The 15,694-nt window shown below is 65.9% G+C and carries 13 protein-coding genes; all 13 read right to left on the minus strand.

Annotated elements, in window-relative coordinates; genetic code table 11:
- Window positions 1-623: 623 nt before the first annotated feature.
- Window positions 624-3,185: an ABC transporter permease gene (locus AC1D1F_RS04890; protein WP_477696337.1), complete on the minus strand. Its 2,562-nt coding sequence runs from the start codon at window positions 3,183-3,185 to the stop codon at window positions 624-626.
- A 57-nt stretch (window positions 3,186-3,242) separates the two neighbouring features.
- Window positions 3,243-4,772 carry a C13 family peptidase gene (locus AC1D1F_RS04895; protein ID WP_477677513.1) on the minus strand — a complete coding sequence of 510 codons (1,530 nt, stop codon included), beginning with the start codon at window positions 4,770-4,772 and terminating at the stop codon, window positions 3,243-3,245.
- Window positions 4,769-5,752 carry a formate dehydrogenase accessory sulfurtransferase FdhD gene (locus AC1D1F_RS04900; RefSeq protein ID WP_477677512.1) on the minus strand — a complete coding sequence of 328 codons (984 nt, stop codon included), beginning with the start codon at window positions 5,750-5,752 and terminating at the stop codon, window positions 4,769-4,771. Before AC1D1F_RS04900 ends, AC1D1F_RS04895 begins: the two co-directional genes overlap by 4 nt.
- Before the next feature lie 63 nt (window positions 5,753-5,815).
- Complete coding sequence (locus AC1D1F_RS04905; RefSeq protein ID WP_477677511.1) at window positions 5,816-6,202, minus strand: hypothetical protein; 387 nt, start codon at window positions 6,200-6,202, stop codon at window positions 5,816-5,818.
- A 13-nt stretch (window positions 6,203-6,215) separates the two neighbouring features.
- A complete protein-coding gene (locus AC1D1F_RS04910) occupies window positions 6,216-7,403 on the minus strand; it encodes a formate dehydrogenase subunit gamma (RefSeq protein ID WP_477677510.1) in 1,188 nt (395 codons plus the stop codon).
- 14 nt (window positions 7,404-7,417) lie between these two features.
- On the minus strand, window positions 7,418-7,648 hold the full coding sequence (locus AC1D1F_RS04915) for a hypothetical protein (protein WP_477677509.1): 231 nt from the start codon (window positions 7,646-7,648) through the stop codon (window positions 7,418-7,420).
- Window positions 7,645-8,265 carry a formate dehydrogenase FDH3 subunit beta gene (gene fdh3B / locus AC1D1F_RS04920; RefSeq protein WP_007873612.1) on the minus strand — a complete coding sequence of 207 codons (621 nt, stop codon included), beginning with the start codon at window positions 8,263-8,265 and terminating at the stop codon, window positions 7,645-7,647. The genes AC1D1F_RS04915 and fdh3B overlap by 4 nt, the downstream gene beginning before the upstream one ends.
- A 12-nt stretch (window positions 8,266-8,277) precedes the next feature.
- Window positions 8,278-11,253, minus strand: coding sequence for a formate dehydrogenase subunit alpha (locus tag AC1D1F_RS04925; RefSeq protein ID WP_477696338.1), 2,976 nt, complete (start codon window positions 11,251-11,253; stop codon window positions 8,278-8,280).
- A 59-nt stretch (window positions 11,254-11,312) separates the two neighbouring features.
- Window positions 11,313-11,519: a formate dehydrogenase gene (locus AC1D1F_RS04930; protein ID WP_477696339.1), complete on the minus strand. Its 207-nt coding sequence runs from the start codon at window positions 11,517-11,519 to the stop codon at window positions 11,313-11,315.
- 199 nt (window positions 11,520-11,718) lie between these two features.
- Window positions 11,719-12,336, minus strand: a complete 618-nt coding sequence (locus AC1D1F_RS04935) for a TorD/DmsD family molecular chaperone (RefSeq protein ID WP_477677840.1) — start codon at window positions 12,334-12,336, stop codon at window positions 11,719-11,721.
- A gap of 29 nt (window positions 12,337-12,365) precedes the next feature.
- Window positions 12,366-14,495, minus strand: a complete 2,130-nt coding sequence (locus tag AC1D1F_RS04940) for a 4Fe-4S binding protein (RefSeq protein WP_477677841.1) — start codon at window positions 14,493-14,495, stop codon at window positions 12,366-12,368.
- A complete protein-coding gene (locus tag AC1D1F_RS04945; protein WP_477677842.1) occupies window positions 14,422-15,114 on the minus strand; it encodes a DUF3306 domain-containing protein in 693 nt (230 codons plus the stop codon). The genes AC1D1F_RS04940 and AC1D1F_RS04945 overlap by 74 nt, the downstream gene beginning before the upstream one ends.
- The gene (locus AC1D1F_RS04950) at window positions 15,107-15,694 is read right to left on the minus strand and encodes a DUF3305 domain-containing protein (protein WP_477677843.1); all 588 of its coding nucleotides are present in this window, start codon (window positions 15,692-15,694) and stop codon (window positions 15,107-15,109) included. Before AC1D1F_RS04950 ends, AC1D1F_RS04945 begins: the two co-directional genes overlap by 8 nt.

The raw sequence follows: 15,694 nt of genomic DNA on the forward strand, positions 1-15,694 counted from the left end.
TTCCGACGGTGTGGTCTTTGCTGAGGTCTGCTGGCCGGGGGTAGCCCGGCGGCTACTCACTTTTCTTTTGCTTCGCCAAAAGAAAAGTAAGCAAAAGAAAAGGCGACCCTGGTTGCTGCGTCCCTTCGCTTCGCTACGGGCAACCTGCGGTGCTCGGTCCAGGCGGGGTCTCGCTAAACTCGCCTTCGGCTCAAACAACGCGATCCCTGATCCGTCTGGACCTCCGCTCCTCGGCGCATCCACAAGGGGTGGGGAAGGAATACCAATACCTAAGAAACAAGGACTCGCCACGGCGAGTCCTTGTTTGTATTTGTCTTCTTGGTATTTTCGTTTTCTGTCTTCTTTCCCCGATCCCGATTGCCCCGTCCTGGCTGGGCCGAGGAGCGCAGACGTAGGCGGATCAGGGATCGCGCTTGTTTGAGCCGAAGGCGAGTTTGCGCGAGACCCCGCCGTAGTCGAGCACCGCAGGTTGCCCCGAAGCGCAGCGTAGGGGACCCAGACTGCGGGTCGCCTTTCTTTTGCTTACTTTTCTTTGGCGAAGCAAAGAAAAGTGAGTCGCCGCCGGGCGACCCCGGCCAGCCACTCTCAGCAGCGAGCGCCCAGCCGGAGCAAGAACCGGCCCTCTACTGCGCCTTCCGCAACGTCTCCACCACAGGCGTATTCAAAACAGACCGTAAACCCCACCACCCAGCAGCCAACGCCAACACTGCCCCAGCCAGGCTCCCCAGCAAAGGCACAGTCCAAGACCCCGTCCAGTTAAATTCAAACACAAACCGCGCCAACCCCCATCCCACAGCCAGCGCGACGATGGAAGCTAAAAATCCAGCCAGCAACCCAACCCCCGCCAGCTCAGCCCGCTGCACCTGCCGCAGCAAGGAGGCCCGCGCCCCCACCGCCCGCATGATGGCGAATTCGCGGGCGCGTTCTTCGCGGGTGGCGGTGATGGCGGCGAACAGCACGACCAGGCCGGCCGCGAGCGTGAAGCCGAACAAAAATTCGACCGCGCGGATCACCTGGTCCAACACGCGCTGCACCTGGGCCAGCGTGCTGCTCATGTCGACGTTGGTGATGTTGGGAAAGGCTTTGACCAAGGTGTTGTCAAAGCTCTGCGGGCGCGGCTGGCCGGGCGTCGCCGCAACCGGCTCGGGCGCGCGGAAGGCGCTGATGAAGGACACGGGAACGTCGGCCGGCAATTTCGCCACCGTGTACATCACAAAAAAGTTGACGCGCATCGAACCCCAGTCGACCTTGCGCAGGCTGGTGATTTTGGCCTCGCTGGTCTGCCCGCCTATGTCAAAGCGCAGGGTGTCGCCGAGCTTGAGGCCCAGGGTCTTGGCCAGGCCATCCTCGACGCTGACGGCGTCTTTTTCGCCGGGCGTCCAGCGCCCGCCGCTGGCCTGGTTGTGCGAAGGCATGTCGGCGCTGTTGGAGAGGTTGAACTCACGGTCGACCAGGCGCTTGGCGCGGTCGTCCTCAAAATCGTCGGGCGTGACGGGCTTGCCGTTCACCGCGACCAGGCGGCCGCGGATCATGGGATACCAGTCGAATTTTTTCACGCCGCCGTCGCGCAGCGCCTGCTGGAAGGCCTCGCCCTGCTCGGGCTGCACGTTGATGACAAAACGGTTGGGCGCGTCGGGCGGCGTGGCCTTGCGCCAGCTGCTGATGAGGTCGGTGCGCAGCAGCACCAGCAGCATCAGCGCCAGCAGGCCGACGGCCAGCGCGCTGGTCTGCACCACGGCGTACACCGGACGGGCCGAGAGCTGGCGCGTGGCCAGCACCAGCCAGCGCGGCGCGGTCGCCTCATGCACGCTGGCGCGCAGCAGCTTGACGGCGGCAAAACTCGCCACGGCGAACACCAGCACCGCACCGGCAAAGCCGCCCACGGCGATCAGGCCCAGCTTGAGGTCGCTGCTGGCGGCCACCAGCAAGGCCGCGAAACCGGCCATGCCCACGCCCAGCACGGCCAGCGAGGCGGGCTTCAGGTTGCCGACATCGCGGCGGATCACGCGCAACGGCGGCACCTGGGCTAGCTGCAGCACGGGCGGCAGGCCGAAAGCCAGCAACAGCGTGAGGCCCATGCCCATGCCGAACAGCACGGGCCAGAAGGTGGCGGCCGGCAGCGCGGTTTCGACCAGGCCGGCCAGCAGCAGCACAAAACCGTAATGCACGGCAAAACCCAGGACCACGCCGAGCGCGCTGGCAAACAGCCCCGCCAGCACGAACTCAAACGTATACGCCAGCGCGATGGTGCGCTGCGGCTGGCCCAGCACGCGCAGCATGGCGCAGTCATCCAGGTGCTTGGCGGCGAAGCCGCGCGCCACAATGGCTACCGCCACCGCACTCAGCAGAGCCGCGAGCAGCGCGACGAGGTTGAGGAATTTTTCGGCGCGGTCCAGCGTTTGCCGCATCTCGGGGCTGCCCGATTCGAGCGACTCCAGGCGCACGCCGCGCACCCCCGACTGTTCAAACGGTTTCTTGATTTCCGCGTCGGCCCATTTGACGTAGGCCTTCACCGCCTTGTCGTCGCCGGCGACGGCAAAACGGTAGTTGGTACGGCTGGCGGGCTGGATCAGGTTGGTGGCTTTGACGTCGGCCTCATTGACCATGACGCGCGGCGAAAAGCTGATAAAGCCCGCGCCTCGATCCGGTTCCTGCACGATGATGCGCGTGAGCTTGAAGCCGGCGTCGCCCATGAGCAGCGTCTGGCCGAGCTTGAGGCCCAGCGCGTCGAGCAGCGAGGCATCGGCCCAGGCCGTGCCGGGGGCGGGCACCTCGCTTGTGTCGGCGCCGGGCTCTTCGGGGCTGCCGGCCACCTTCATGCTGCCGCGCAGGGGATAGCCTTCGGGCACGGCCTTGAAGGCCACCAGCTTGCTGGCGCCGCCGTCGGCTTCGGTAGCGCGTCCCATGGTGGGAAAGGTGACGGTGGAAATGCCCTTGAGGCCCAGCGCCTGCGCCTTCGCGATAAAAGCGGCAGGCGTCTGGCCGTCGCTGCGGACCACGGCGTCGCCGCCCAGCAGCTGGCGTGCATCGCGCTGCAAACCGCCCTTGAGGCGGTCGGCAAAAAAGCCGACGGCCGTCAGCGCCGCGACGGCCAGGGTGACAGCCACGATGAGCAGGCGCAGCTCACCCGCGCGCAGGTCGCGCAGCATGGTTTTCCAGCCGAGCTTGAGGAAAAGGGTGTTCATGCGCCGACCATAACGCAAAGTGCGCAGCCCTGGGCGATGGCCGGGTTTCGAACCGGGTTATGGACGGCCGGCGGCCCCAGGCGCGGCAGCGGCGGCCGACGGCAGCGCGTCCAGGCGTTTTTCCAGCGCGCGCAGCACCGGCGCGATGCCGGCACCGACCCGGATCTGCGGGTTGGAAAAGCCATCTTCCTTGCCGGCGTCGATCTCGCGCTGCTTGATCAGCGGCACGGCGCGGGCAAAGGCCTGCTCGAAGGAATGCGTCTTGCGCAGCTGCTCGTCGAACAGGGCGCGGCCGAAGAAGGTGAGCTCGGAGCGTCGGCCGCAGCCGTAGGAGGTGTGGGTGGCGTCGGCCGCCGTCATGACCAGGGTGGTGTCGCCGGCCAGCGCATCGACCCAGCCGCCGGAATAGCAGGCCGAAATCGCGATCACGCGGTTGCGCACGCCCGACCTGTCGAGCGCCTCGCGCAGCTCGGCCGGGCTTACGGGCGGCACTTCCAGCGGCCAGTGGGAGGCGGCCAGCTTGAAGTCGCCGGCGCCGTGCGAGGTCATATAGACCACCAGTACATCCTTCTCGCGGTCCATGCGCTGGGCAATCGCGTCGATGGCGCGCTCCAGGTTCAGCGCGGTGGCCCAGGGGTGGGTTTGCGTGGTGGTGGCGTGGTTGACCAGGTGCACCACGCGGCCTTCGGCGTCAAAACGCTCGGCCAGCACGCGGCTGACCAGGGTGCTTTCGCGCAGGAACACGTCTTCCGAGGCATAGGGGGCGAACACCAGGGCGTACACGTCGGTGACGCCGGGGCGCTCATGCGCGATGGCGGCCATGGTCTTTTCCCAGAGCGCCTGCTGCACCTCGAAGGTCTGCTGGCTCAGTTGCAGCCGGGGCCCGTCGTCGGCGTCGCCGCGCGCGGCGTAGTCTTGCTGCCAGGTGCGGACCTCGAATTGCCAGGCCATGAGGCCGCTGGAGACTACCAGCACCAGCGCGAACATCGCCGTGCGCCAGCCCGGCCCGGCAAAGCGCCAGACCAGCACGACGGCCGTTCCTACGCCCCAGGTGACGAACAGGCCGTAAAAGCCCCAGTAAACCCAGGGCGACGAGAACACCGAACTCTTGACCCAACCCTGGGCGAAAGCAGCGATGACCCCCTGGTACAGCACCGTCGCCGGAAGCGAGGAGAGCAGCCACAAAACGAAGCAGGCGGCGATCCCGCTCAAGCCTTCGCCGGCGGATTCATCCGGGCTGCCCGCTCGTGCGGTGTCCAGCGTGGGAAGGGCCCACCAGGCCAGGCCCAGGAACACGCCCGCGGTCCACCAACCCGACAGCCAGGCCTGCAGGTCCAGGCGCGCGGGGCCGGCCACTTCCAGGCGGGCTAACGCCAGTTCAAGGCCAAGCACCAGCACCGTCAGCAGCAGCACCTGCAGCGGCGTGGGCGCGCTCCCCGCCACGCGAGGTTTCAGGAACACTCCCGCACGCAGGCCCTCGCCCACCCAGCGCAGCAGCGAGAGGCCGGCGCCCGGCTTGCCGCGCATAGGCAACGCTTCGGGAATTCCGGGAAGCGTGGGCTGGACGTCGGTATCGGTAGCGGTCATGTCGGCGCGGTGGAAAAAGGGGCCGGCCTGGCGCCGGCGAGTTCGGGCTGCAGCGTGAGCCGCTGCGGGTTGGCGTAGCAGACGAAGCGCTTGTTGGTGGCGCGGCCTATGGCACACAGGCCCACGGCCTGCGCGACCTGGTGGCCCATCTGCGTGATGCCGCTGCGAGAGACCACGATGGGTACGCCCATCTGCGCGGATTTGATGACCATTTCGCTGGTGAGGCGGCCGGTCGTATAAAACACCAGGCCTTCCCAGCTCCCCTCTTCCCCAGCAGGGGCCGCGGAACCGGCTTTGCCGGGCCGCAGGCGCAGCGCCCCCTCGGGGGGCAGCGCAGTACGCGAAGCGACAAGCGTGGGGGCCACATTCTGCATGGCCATCCAGCCCGCTATGGTATCTATTGCATTGTGGCGGCCAACGTCTTCCACGAACAGCAGCATCTCGGGATCACCGGCCGTCATCGCGAACAGCGCGCAGGCATGCACCGAGCCGGCGGATTTGTACGTCGTTTCCTTGAGCCTGATGGTGTTGACCAGGGCATAAAGCTGGCCCTGGCTGATGCGTGCATCGCGGGGCAGCACGATGCCCTCCACCTCGTCCATCAGGCCGCCGAACACGCTGCCCTGGCCGCAGCCCGTGGTAACCACGCGGCGCGCGGTTTTTTCTTCAATGTCTTCGATGCCATGGCGCGTCTTGACGGCGGCAGCGCCGACGTCCCAGTCCACGGTGATGGAGTCGATGTCGGCCGCATCCTTGACCAGCCGCTGGTTGCGCAGGTAGCCCAGCACCAGCAGCTCGGGGTGCGCGCCCAGCGTCATCAGCGTCACGAGCTCTCGCTTGTCGACGTACACCGTGAGCGCGCGCTCGGCCGGGATGGAGATGCGCTGCGTTTCGCCGTATTCGTTGACGGCCTCCACCTCGCAGGTCAGGGGCGCCTGGGCATGGGTCAGGCGCGGCAGGAGAGGTGTCGAAACGGGCATGCGGCAAGACTACAACAAAAAAGCCGGCCCCTTGCGGAGTCGGCTCTTCGGGAGTGAAAAGGGTCAGGATTTCTTGGCGGGGTTGCCTACCGCATCAGGCTGCTTGGTGCTGGGCGGGCTGGCGGCCGTGCCGGCCGGCGAATGCGCGCCCGCGGCTTCCAGCGGTTTGGCTTGCGGCGGCGTATAGGCAAAGGGGCCCGGGTCAGCGCAGGCGGGCGCAGGCGCCGGCGGCTTGGTTTCCTTGCCGGCGGCCTTGGCGGACTTGTAATAGGCGGCGGCCACCTTGTCCTGCGACTTGCACAGCTGGTAGGCATCGACCTTGCCGGTCCACGCGGTTTTGGCGGCAGCTTCGGCGGCCTTGGCCTTGGCCTCGTCGCTCAGCGGCGGCAGCTTGGCCAGCACCGTGGCCGACGCGGCGGCCAGCGTGGCCAGGATCAGGAGTTTTTTCATCGTGGAGTCCTTTCTATGCCTGTGCGATCTGGCCCGGCGGATCCACCGGCGGCGTGCTGCGCTGGGCCGGGATGTTGCCGGCCTTGACCTCGTCATACCAGTATTCGTGGTGCTCCCTGGCCCAGGTCTCGTCGACATAACCGGTTCGCATGGCCTTATAGGCGCCCTGCATGCCGATGGTGCCCAGGTAGATGTGGCCGAGGAACATGCACATCATGAGCACCGTGGCCACGGCATGCACCATGTGCGCGACCTGCATGGTGGCGCGCTCATAGACCAGGCCGGGCAGCAGCTTGTCGAGCACAAAGCCCGAGGACACGACCACGATGCCGAGGAAGAACACGCCGCCCCAGAAGATGAGTTTTTCGCCCGCGTTGAAACGGTTCGAAGGCGGCTCGTCGCCCTTGATCAGCCCGCCGCCCTTGGCCAGCCAGCGAAGGTCGCCTTTCTGCGGCCAGTTGTCGCGCAGGAAAGTGAAAAACACGATCACCAGCGACACCGCGAACAGCGGGCCGGCGAAGTTGTGCATGGTTTTGAGCGTCCAGGTCAGCCAGCCGAAGAGCGCGCCGCCTATGACAGGCAACAGGAAGAACTTGCCGAAGGCCATCACCAGGCCGGAAATGGCCAGGATGGAGAACGCGATCGCGTTGGACCAGTGCGCCGCGCGCTCGAAAGGCGTGAAGCGCTCTATCTTGCGGCCGGTGTCGGCGCCATGGGTTTTGATCGAGCCCTTGCTGAAGTAAAAAATCGCGATCGCCAGCAGCACGATCAGGAACAGCGAACCGCCGTAGGGAATGATCCAGTGGTTGCGCACCTGGCGCCAGGCCTCGCCGGCGTTGGTCAGGCGCGAGCCGGGGTATTGCACAAAGGGCTGGATCAGGTTGCCGGCTTCGGGCGCCTCGCTTTTGGGCAGGCTGCTGTAGCCGGTGACGCCCTCGCCCACCTGGCGCCATAGGGGCGCGTTGTTGCCGGGCTGCACCTTGGCGCGTTCGCCGTTGGATTGCTTCGCGTAGTTGGGGTCGGCGCTGGCGTCGGGCTTGACCTCAAAAATATTCTGGCCCTGGATGCCGCCCGCTGCGGCCGGTGCGGGCGCGGCGACACCAGGGGACTGGGGCGCGGCTGCCGGCGCAGGGGACTGCGCGGCCGCCAGCCCGACAAGGCCGGCTGCCAGCAGAAAAAGAACGGGTCGGGCAAACAACATAAGGCCTCCGGTCGCTATTTCGACGTACCCGTCCTGGTGTATTCGTTCTGGCTGTTCTGCGCGCGGGCCTTGAGGCCCTGCTCCCAGCTGGTCTTGTCGCCCTTGGTCCAGCCGGGCGCCGCGAAGGCGTTGTCGGTGCCCTGGAAAGCCGCGCCGTCGTTTCGCGCGGCGCCCAGGGTCTGCGGTTTTTCGCCGCAGCCGGTCAGCGCGGCCGCCAGGCAAACCAGCATCGCGAGGCGCTTCATGATTTGGCTCCCGCGGGCGGCTGGCCCGCTTGTTTCGATCCGTAGGCTGTCCCCCAGCCCCAGACTTCGGCGCCCTTGCCGCGCTGCACCACGCGGTTGCGGAAGATATCGGCGACCACGTCGCCGTCGCCGGCCAGCAGGGCTTTGGTGGAACACATCTCGGCGCAGGCCGGCAGCTTGCCTTCGGCCAGGCGGTTGCGGCCGTATTTCTCAAACTCGGCCTGGCTGCCGTTGACCTCGGGGCCGCCGGCGCAGAAGGTGCACTTGTCCATCTTGCCGCGCACGCCGAAAGTGCCGGCCGCCGGGAACTGCGGCGCGCCGAAGGGGCAGGCATAGGAGCAGTAGCCGCAGCCTATGCAGATGTCTTTGTCATGCAGCACCACGCCCTCGTCGGTGCGGTAAAAGCAGTTGACGGGGCAGACGGCCATACATGGCGCGTCGCTGCAGTGCATGCAGGCCACCGAAATGGATTTCTCGCCGGGAACGCCGTCATTGAGTGTCACCACGCGGCGCCGGTTAACGCCCCAGGGGACTTCGTTCTCGTTCTTGCAGGCGGTGACGCAGCCGTTGCATTCGATGCAGCGCTCGGCGTCACAGACAAATTTCATTCTTGCCATGTCTTGCTCCTCTTATGCCGCACGTTCGATATTGCAGACGGTTGTTTTGGTTTCCTGCATCATCGTGACGCTGTCATAACCATAGGTTGTCGCGGTGTTCACGGCCTCGCCGCGCACCACCGGTGCCGCGCCGTTGGGGTAGTAGGCCAGCATGTCGGCACCCTGCCAGCGGCCCGAGAAGTGGAAGGGCATCCATACCGTGTCAGGGCCGACGCGCTCGGTCACCATGGCCTGCACGTTGAGGCGCGCACCCGTCGGGCTGGCCAGCCAGACGCGCTCGCCGTTGCGTATGCCGCGATCGGAAGCGGTCTTGGGATTGATCTCCACAAAGGCCTCCTGCTGCAACTCGGCCAGCCAGGGGTTGGACCGGGTTTCTTCCCCGCCGCCTTCGTATTCGACCAGGCGGCCCGAGGTCAGGACCAGCGGGAATTTCTCATGCACCTTGTCGGCGATGTTTTTCTGCTGGATGGTCTTGTACAGCGTGGGCATGCGCCAGAAGGCTTTCTTGTCGTCATGCGTCGGGTACTTGGCCTGCAGGTCGGCACGGTTGCCGTACAGCGGCTCGCGGTGCTGCGGAATCGCGTCGGGAAAGTTCCAGACCACCGCGCGCGCCTTGGCGTTGCCGAAGGGATGGCAGCCGTGGAGCTTCATGGTGACGCGGATGATGCCGCCGGAAGCATCGGTCTTCCAGTTCTTGCCCTCAGCCGCGGTTTTTTCAGCATCGGTCAGGTCGTCCCACCAGCCGAGTTTTTTGAGCAGCAGGTGGTCGAATTCGGGGTAGCCGGTGGTGATCTCGGCGCCCTGGGAATACGAGCCGTCTTCGGCCAGCAGGTTGACGCCATCCTTTTCAACGCCGAAATTGGCGCGGAAGTTGCCGCCGCCGTCCATGACGTGTTTGGAGGTGTCATAAAGATTGGGCGAGCCTGGATGCTTGAGCTCCGGGTTGCCCCAGCAAGGCCACGGCAGGCCGAAGTAGTCGCCCGTGGTGTCGTAGCCGGTGACCTTGTCCTTGCCGCCTTTGGACTTGAGTGTCTTGACGTCGAACAGGTGCATATTGCGCATGTGCGCCTGCAGGCGCTCGGGGCTCTGCCCGGTGTAGCCAATGGTCCAGACGCACTTGTTGATCTCACGCAGGATGTCGTCCGGCACGGGCTCGTCCATGCCCTTGACCTTCTGCATCTTGTAGTTCTTCGACAGCTCCTTGGCGAAGCCGAGCTTTTCGGCGAACTGGTGCATGATCATGTGGTCGCTGCGGCTTTCCCACAACGGCTCTATGACTTTTTCGCGCCATTGCAGCGAGCGGTTGGAGGCGGTCACCGAGCCGCTGGTTTCAAACTGGGTCGCGGCCGGCAGCAGATAGACCGCGCGTTTGGGGTTCTGGTCTTCGGCCTTGCCGGGCATGGCGGCCATGGCGGCGGTGGCAGAAGGGTAAGGGTCCACCACGACCAGCAGGTCCAGCTTGTCCATGGCGCGCTTCATTTCCAGGCCGCGCGTCTGCGAGTTGGGCGCATGGCCCCAGAAGAACACGCCGCGCAGGTTGGAATCCTGGTCTATCAGCTCGTTTTTCTCGAGCACACCGTCAATCCAGCGCGAGACCGTGATGCCGGGCTTGCCCATCATCGCGGCGGAGGCGTAGCGGCCCTTGATCCAGTCGAAGTCGACGCCCCAGGTCTTGGCGAAATGTTTCCACGAACCTTCGGCCAGGCCGTAGTAGCCGGGCAGCGAATCGGGATTGGGGCCGACGTCGGTCGCGCCCTGCACGTTGTCGTGGCCGCGGAAAATATTCGCGCCGCCGCCGGACTTGCCGATATTGCCCAGCGCCAGTTGCAGGATGCAGGAGGCACGCACGATGGCGTTGCCCGTGGTGTGCTGCGTCTGGCCCATGCACCAGACAATCGTGCTGGGACGGTTCTGGCTCATCATGGTGGCCACCTTGAGCGTGGTGGCTTCGTCCACGCCGCAGGCTTCGAGCACCTTGTCGGGCGTCCACTTGGCCATCACGTCGGCCTTGACCTTGTCCATGCCGTAGACACGGTCGTTGATGTATTTCTTGTCTTCCCAGCCGTTCTTGAAGATGTGGTACAGCACGCCGAAGAGGAAGGGAATGTCGGAGCCCGAGCGTATGCGCACATACTCGTCGGCCTTGGCCGCCGTGCGCGTGAAGCGCGGGTCCACCACGATCAGCTTGCAGCCGGTTTCCTTGGAATGCAGCATGTGCAACATGCTGACCGGGTGGGCTTCGGCGGCATTGGAGCCTATGTACAACGCGCACTTGCTGTTCTGCATGTCGTTGTAGGAATTGGTCATGGCGCCGTAGCCCCAGGTATTGGCAACGCCGGCCACCGTGGTCGAGTGGCAGATGCGGGCCTGGTGGTCGCAGTTGTTGCTGCCCCAGAAGCTCACGAACTTGCGCAGCAGGTAGGACTGCTCGTTGCTGTGCTTTGAGGAGCCCACCCAGTACACCGAATCGGGACCGCTGTCCTTGCGCAACTCGAGCAGCTTGGCACTGATTTCATTGAGGGCCGTGTCCCAGCTGATGCGCTCGTACTTGCCGTTGACCAGCTTCATCGGGTAGCGCAGGCGGTACTCGCCGTGGCCGTGCTCACGCAGCGCGGCACCCTTGGCGCAATGCGCGCCGAGGTTGATGGGCGAATCGAACACCGGCTCCTGGCGCACCCAGATGCCGTTTTCCACCACGGCGTCGACCGCGCAGCCGACCGAGCAGTGGCTGCACACCGTGCGCTTGACTTCGATCTTGCCGGTCCCGTCGGCCGCGGCGCCGGGCGCGGCGGCCTCGGCTTTTTTGACCAGCGTCAGCTGCGTCGCGGCCAGGCCCACGCCGACGCCCAGGCCGGAGCGGCGCAGGAAGGCGCGGCGGTCCATGGTGGGCAAGGCATTCGACAGGCCCCGCGACAGGCTCTGCACAAAACGCGCGGAACCGGCGCGGTGCGCGGGATGGACTTCGGAGGATTTTTTCGTGAGCAGCATGAAGCTCTCCGTGGAAAAGTGAAACCGGGGGGCGGGGCGCGAAGCGGGCGAACGAGCGGCTAGACGCGGGTGGTCTTGTAGTAGCGCTGGACGTGTTCCGAGAGGCTATAGCCGCCGCCTTTTTCAGGGGCCGGCTTGGGCGCGGGGAGTTCGGCCTGGAGGGCAGGCACGCCGGGCAGGGCCACGACGGCCGCTGCGGCCGCACCCGTGGCGGCGGCGCCGAAAAAGAATCCCCGTCGCGAGGGTTTTGGCTGGCTGTCCTGCATGGTGTTCTCCAAGGGGAAGGCTTGCTCGGTATGCAACCGTTTGCATAGTACTGTACGTCAGAGGGACCTGCTTCACAATGGATTGCCCGACTCAATCCGGGGGGCTAGGGAAAACGATAGGCCCTCTTATGATCCCTGCAAGCCCGCGTGGCTCGGCCTGCCGCGGGCGGTCTCAATTTGAGAAAACTTCGCCCGACCCTCAGCCCAGCATGTCGAAACCCTGGGCCTCGACACTCATGAAGGCCTGCGTGAAAGCCGCCAGCGCCGCGTAAAAACGCGCCTTGGGGTGTTGCGCGACGGCCTCGCACATCAAGGGCAGCCAAGGCTGCAGGTGGCGCGCGAAAAACTCGCGCTGCCGCGTGAGGTTGGCCACGGCCACGTCGTCGCCGGCGATCAGGTAGCGCATGACTTCGCAGAGGTAGGCCACGTGGTCTTCGGTTTCGGGCATGGCCTCGTCGCGCGCCAGGCCCAGCGCCGCGAGTTCGGTGCGCAAGGCGGCCAACGGTTTTTCGTTGAGGAAGCCGCTGAGGTAATGAGAACCAAAGAGGTATACCTCGGGCTTGCCCACGCCGCCGAACAGCGCATCGTGCTCGCGGGCGACGGCCTCCAGGTCTTGCGCGCGCGCCGCAGCCACCAGCTCGCCCCAGGGGCTTTCCAGCAGCGCGCCCTCGGCGGGCGCGGCCGTCACGGCGACGCGCAGGTTTTCATACAGTTCAGCCGTTGGCGCGGCATAGTACAGCGCGGCCAGCAGGCCGTAGACCTCGGCGCGCGCGGTTTCTTCATCCAGGGCGGAGGCGGTGAGAGAGGCGGGTGTCATGGCGGCGTCTTGTTTTTGTGGTCGGGTGCTCAGCGGATGTCGGTGATCCTGACTTCGTTGTCGGCGGAATACAGGTCGATGACGCGGCAGTCGCCGCACATCTTGAGGCGGTCGGCCGCGGCGCCCTGGAACATCGCATGGCCGGCCAGCTTGCCGAGCATGGACTCGATGCCCTTGAGCGTGCCGAAGGGCTTGGCGCAGCGTATGCAATGGTAGGGCGCGCTTTCATTGAGCACCCTCGCCTCCTTGCGCTGCGGCGTCAGCAGCAGGCGCGGCTGCAAGGTGATCGCGTCCTCGGGGCAGGTGGTGGCGCACAGGCCGCACTGCACACAGTTTTTCTCGATGAACTTGAGTTGCGGGCGCTCCGGGTTGTCCTGCAGCGCGCTGGCCGGGCAGGCGCTGACGCAGCTCAGGCACAGCGTACAGCTGTCGGCATTGACCACCAGGCTGCCGAAGGGCGAGCCCTGGGCCGGCAGCGCAATCGCTTCAGGCAGGGCCGCGGGCGCTTGCGCCATCAAGTGGTCCAGCGCCATGTCCAGCGTGCTGCGTTTTTCCTGCGCGACGGCAAAACGCGCGGGGCTCGCGGGCACGGCGGGGCGGTTGCGGGCCAGGGCCTGCAGGCCGGCGTCCAGGCCAGCGAGATCACCGGTTTGCGTGCGCAGCAGCTGGAAGTGAACGCCCGCATAACCCAGGCCGTTCATGAGGGCTTGCGCCACGCCCATCTGCTGCGTCAGGCCTTCGAGATAAGCAGGTGCTTCTTCACAGGTCACCAGCACGGCGACCTGCGCGGCGCCGAAAGCGATGGCGCTGAGCCAGAGGTCCAGGCCCAGGCTGGCCGTGTGCCACAGCGCCTGCGGGATCACGTTGGCGGGCACGCCGCGCACGGTTTTTTGCAGGCGCGCGGCGCGGCCCAGGGCCTCGACGGCCTGCTGGCCGCCATCCTGGCTGTGGAACAGCATCACGGGCTGCGTGCCGCCCGCCTTGGCGTAGGCCGACAGCAAGGTCTTGAAGCGCACGCCCTGTTCGCTCGCGCGCGGATAAGCGTAAGTGAGCGCACCCGTCGGGCACACGGTGGTGCAGGCGCCGCAGCCGACGCAGAGGTTGGGGTTGACGACGATTTGCTGGCGCTTTTTCTCACTGCTGACGGCGCCCGCTGAACAGATGTCTATGCAGGCATTGCAGCCCACGGTCTCGTTGCGGCTGTGGGCGCAGAGCTTTTGTTTGTAGGCAAAAAACTTGGGCTTCTCGAATTCACCCACCATGTCGCGCAGCTTGACCACCGTGGCCAGCAGGCCGGGCGAGGCCAGGCCGGCGGAGGCGTCCAGCGCGAAGTAGCCTTGCGGCGGCGCATGCAAGGTGATCAGCGGCGTGGCGCCCAGGTCGAGCACCAGGTCAAACGCCTCGGTGAGTGTTTGCGGCTCGCGGTTGAAGTCAATCGCTCCGGCCACTTTGCAGACGGCCACGCAGTCACGGTGGGATGTGCACTTGCCGGCGTCCACCTGGTAGCTCAGGTCGATCGCGCCTTCGGGGCATACGGCCACGCAGGCATTGCAGCGCGTGCACAGGTCCAGGTCTATGGGATTGGTCTTGTCCCAGCTGGCCTTGAAAGCGCCCAGCCAGCCGCTGAGCGCGAGCCGCTCGCCGCTGACCACCGGGTATTTGCGCTCCTGCGCGGGAAGGCCAGCTTGCGCCGCGACGGAAACGCCCTGCGCGAAGATCGTCACCTCCAGCGTGTCGGCCAGCAGCGCCGCTACTTGCTCGGCCTGGTCCAGCGCGCCGACGATCAGCAGGCGGCCGGCACTCTTATAGGTAACCGTGGCCACAGGCTCGGCATCGGGCAGTTGGGCCGCGGCCAGCAGTGCCGCAATTTTCGGCATGGCGGCGGAGGCGTCCTTGCTCCAGCCGCCGGTCTCGCGGATGTTGACGAACTTCACGACCGACGTGGCACCTTGGGTCTGCGCGCCGACCTCGGCGAACAGGCGCTTTTCCTGGGTGCAGGCAACCACCACGTCGTCGCCCGATTGCACGGCCTTCTGGAAGGCCCCCGCCTCGCGCCGGCACAGCGCTGAATGCAGCGTCAGGCTCTCATTGAGCGCCGCGCCCAGCGCCTGGGGCTGGAGCGGCATGGTCTGGTTGCAGTCGCAAATCAGTGTGGGCATGGTCTTGTTGGCTACCGGCCACGGGAGGCACGGGTTGGCTGGTCTCTGGCGGACCGGACGGCCCCTGCGGGCCTATGTCCGGCGTTTCATAGGAGGACTGTGCCACGGTTTCATCCGTGGGGTTATTGGCGCTTTCCCGCGGCGGGGCCGCGTCGTCCTGCGCGCCATCTTTCTTGTCCTCATCCTCGTCGCCAAACAGTTCCAAAAACTTCGCGCTGGCCATCTGCCGCAACATGGACTCTGGAATCGGCTCCGACTTGCTGTAGTCGTCGATGTAGGTATCCAGGCCGTCCATCACGTTGAAGTGCGGATCGGCGAAGAGTTTTTTCATGGCCGCGTTGCGCACCTCGGGGCTTACGCCGCCGGCCATGAAGGGCTTGAAATCGGAGTCTTTGGTCAGCAGCCGGGCGTCGTCGAGTGTCAGCACTTTGGGAGGCGCTGCATCGGGCGTAGCGGCAGGGTCAGGCGCCGGGCTTGTGGTCTGCGCCACAGTTGGGGGTGTAGCGGGGTCGACCGGGGTGACTGGAACGGCAACGGCCGGTTCCTCCAAAGCCTTGCCCTGGCGCACCTCTTCCTTGCGGCGTGCCCAGCGACCCAGGAAGCCGGCTTCCTCAGCCATGGCCGCCTCCGCCGGATTTTTTGCCGGTGCTCACGCTGGCCGGGTTGCCGAAGCGGTCGCTCAGCGGCTTGAAGCTTTGCGGCCGTTGCCGGCGCTTGGGCTCCAGCACGTGATGTTTGTCGACGAATGCCTGCAGCCACTGCACGACCTCGGGCGGCGCGGGCACCTGCTCCACGGTTTCCTGCGCGTCCAGCCAGCGGCCGGCATCGTGGTAGCTCAAGGTGACGATCTGGGGAATGGCCACGGGCTCTTCGGCCAGCCGCGCTTCCTCTTCCATGCGCCACACCACCCAGAAGCAGGGCTGCTCAGTGCTGGCGTTGAGGTAATAACCTTCGGCGTCGTCGGTGAACAGTTCGACCAGAAAGCCCGGGTGCAGCCAGCGCTCTTCGCGTTCGTCTTTCAACAGCAGCCGCGGGGCGGGGCCGAAGCCGTCCTCATGCGGCACGACGTCGGCCAGCGACCAGCGCCACGGTTGCCAGCGGTTGTCGATGCGCTCGCGGCGCATGACGACGGCCACCGCCGTGCAGGGCCGGGGCGTGGCGGCGTCTGTTTCGGGAGAGCGCAGCTGGAAATCAGGCAT

Source organism: Polaromonas sp. P1_H6 (assembly GCF_056405195.1).

Bases quoted from the DNA above. Each gene is read 5' to 3' on its own strand.
- AC1D1F_RS04945 (WP_477677842.1), bottom strand. From the start codon at position 15,114: ATGGCTGAGGAAGCCGGCTTCCTGGGTCGCTGGGCACGCCGCAAGGAA.
- AC1D1F_RS04905 (WP_477677511.1), bottom strand. From the start codon at position 6,202: ATGAAAAAACTCCTGATCCTGGCCACGCTGGCCGCCGCGTCGGCCACG.
- AC1D1F_RS04900 (WP_477677512.1), bottom strand. From the start codon at position 5,752: ATGCCCGTTTCGACACCTCTCCTGCCGCGCCTGACCCATGCCCAGGCG.
- AC1D1F_RS04895 (WP_477677513.1), bottom strand. From the start codon at position 4,772: ATGACCGCTACCGATACCGACGTCCAGCCCACGCTTCCCGGAATTCCC.
- AC1D1F_RS04935 (WP_477677840.1), bottom strand. From the start codon at position 12,336: ATGACACCCGCCTCTCTCACCGCCTCCGCCCTGGATGAAGAAACCGCG.
- AC1D1F_RS04930 (WP_477696339.1), bottom strand. From the start codon at position 11,519: ATGCAGGACAGCCAGCCAAAACCCTCGCGACGGGGATTCTTTTTCGGC.
- AC1D1F_RS04890 (WP_477696337.1), bottom strand. From the start codon at position 3,185: ATGAACACCCTTTTCCTCAAGCTCGGCTGGAAAACCATGCTGCGCGAC.
- AC1D1F_RS04950 (WP_477677843.1), bottom strand. From the start codon at position 15,694: ATGCCTGATTTCCAGCTGCGCTCTCCCGAAACAGACGCCGCCACGCCC.
- AC1D1F_RS04910 (WP_477677510.1), bottom strand. From the start codon at position 7,403: ATGTTGTTTGCCCGACCCGTTCTTTTTCTGCTGGCAGCCGGCCTTGTC.
- AC1D1F_RS04925 (WP_477696338.1), bottom strand. From the start codon at position 11,253: ATGCTGCTCACGAAAAAATCCTCCGAAGTCCATCCCGCGCACCGCGCC.
- AC1D1F_RS04940 (WP_477677841.1), bottom strand. From the start codon at position 14,495: ATGCCCACACTGATTTGCGACTGCAACCAGACCATGCCGCTCCAGCCC.
- AC1D1F_RS04915 (WP_477677509.1), bottom strand. From the start codon at position 7,648: ATGAAGCGCCTCGCGATGCTGGTTTGCCTGGCGGCCGCGCTGACCGGC.
- fdh3B (WP_007873612.1), bottom strand. From the start codon at position 8,265: ATGGCAAGAATGAAATTTGTCTGTGACGCCGAGCGCTGCATCGAATGC.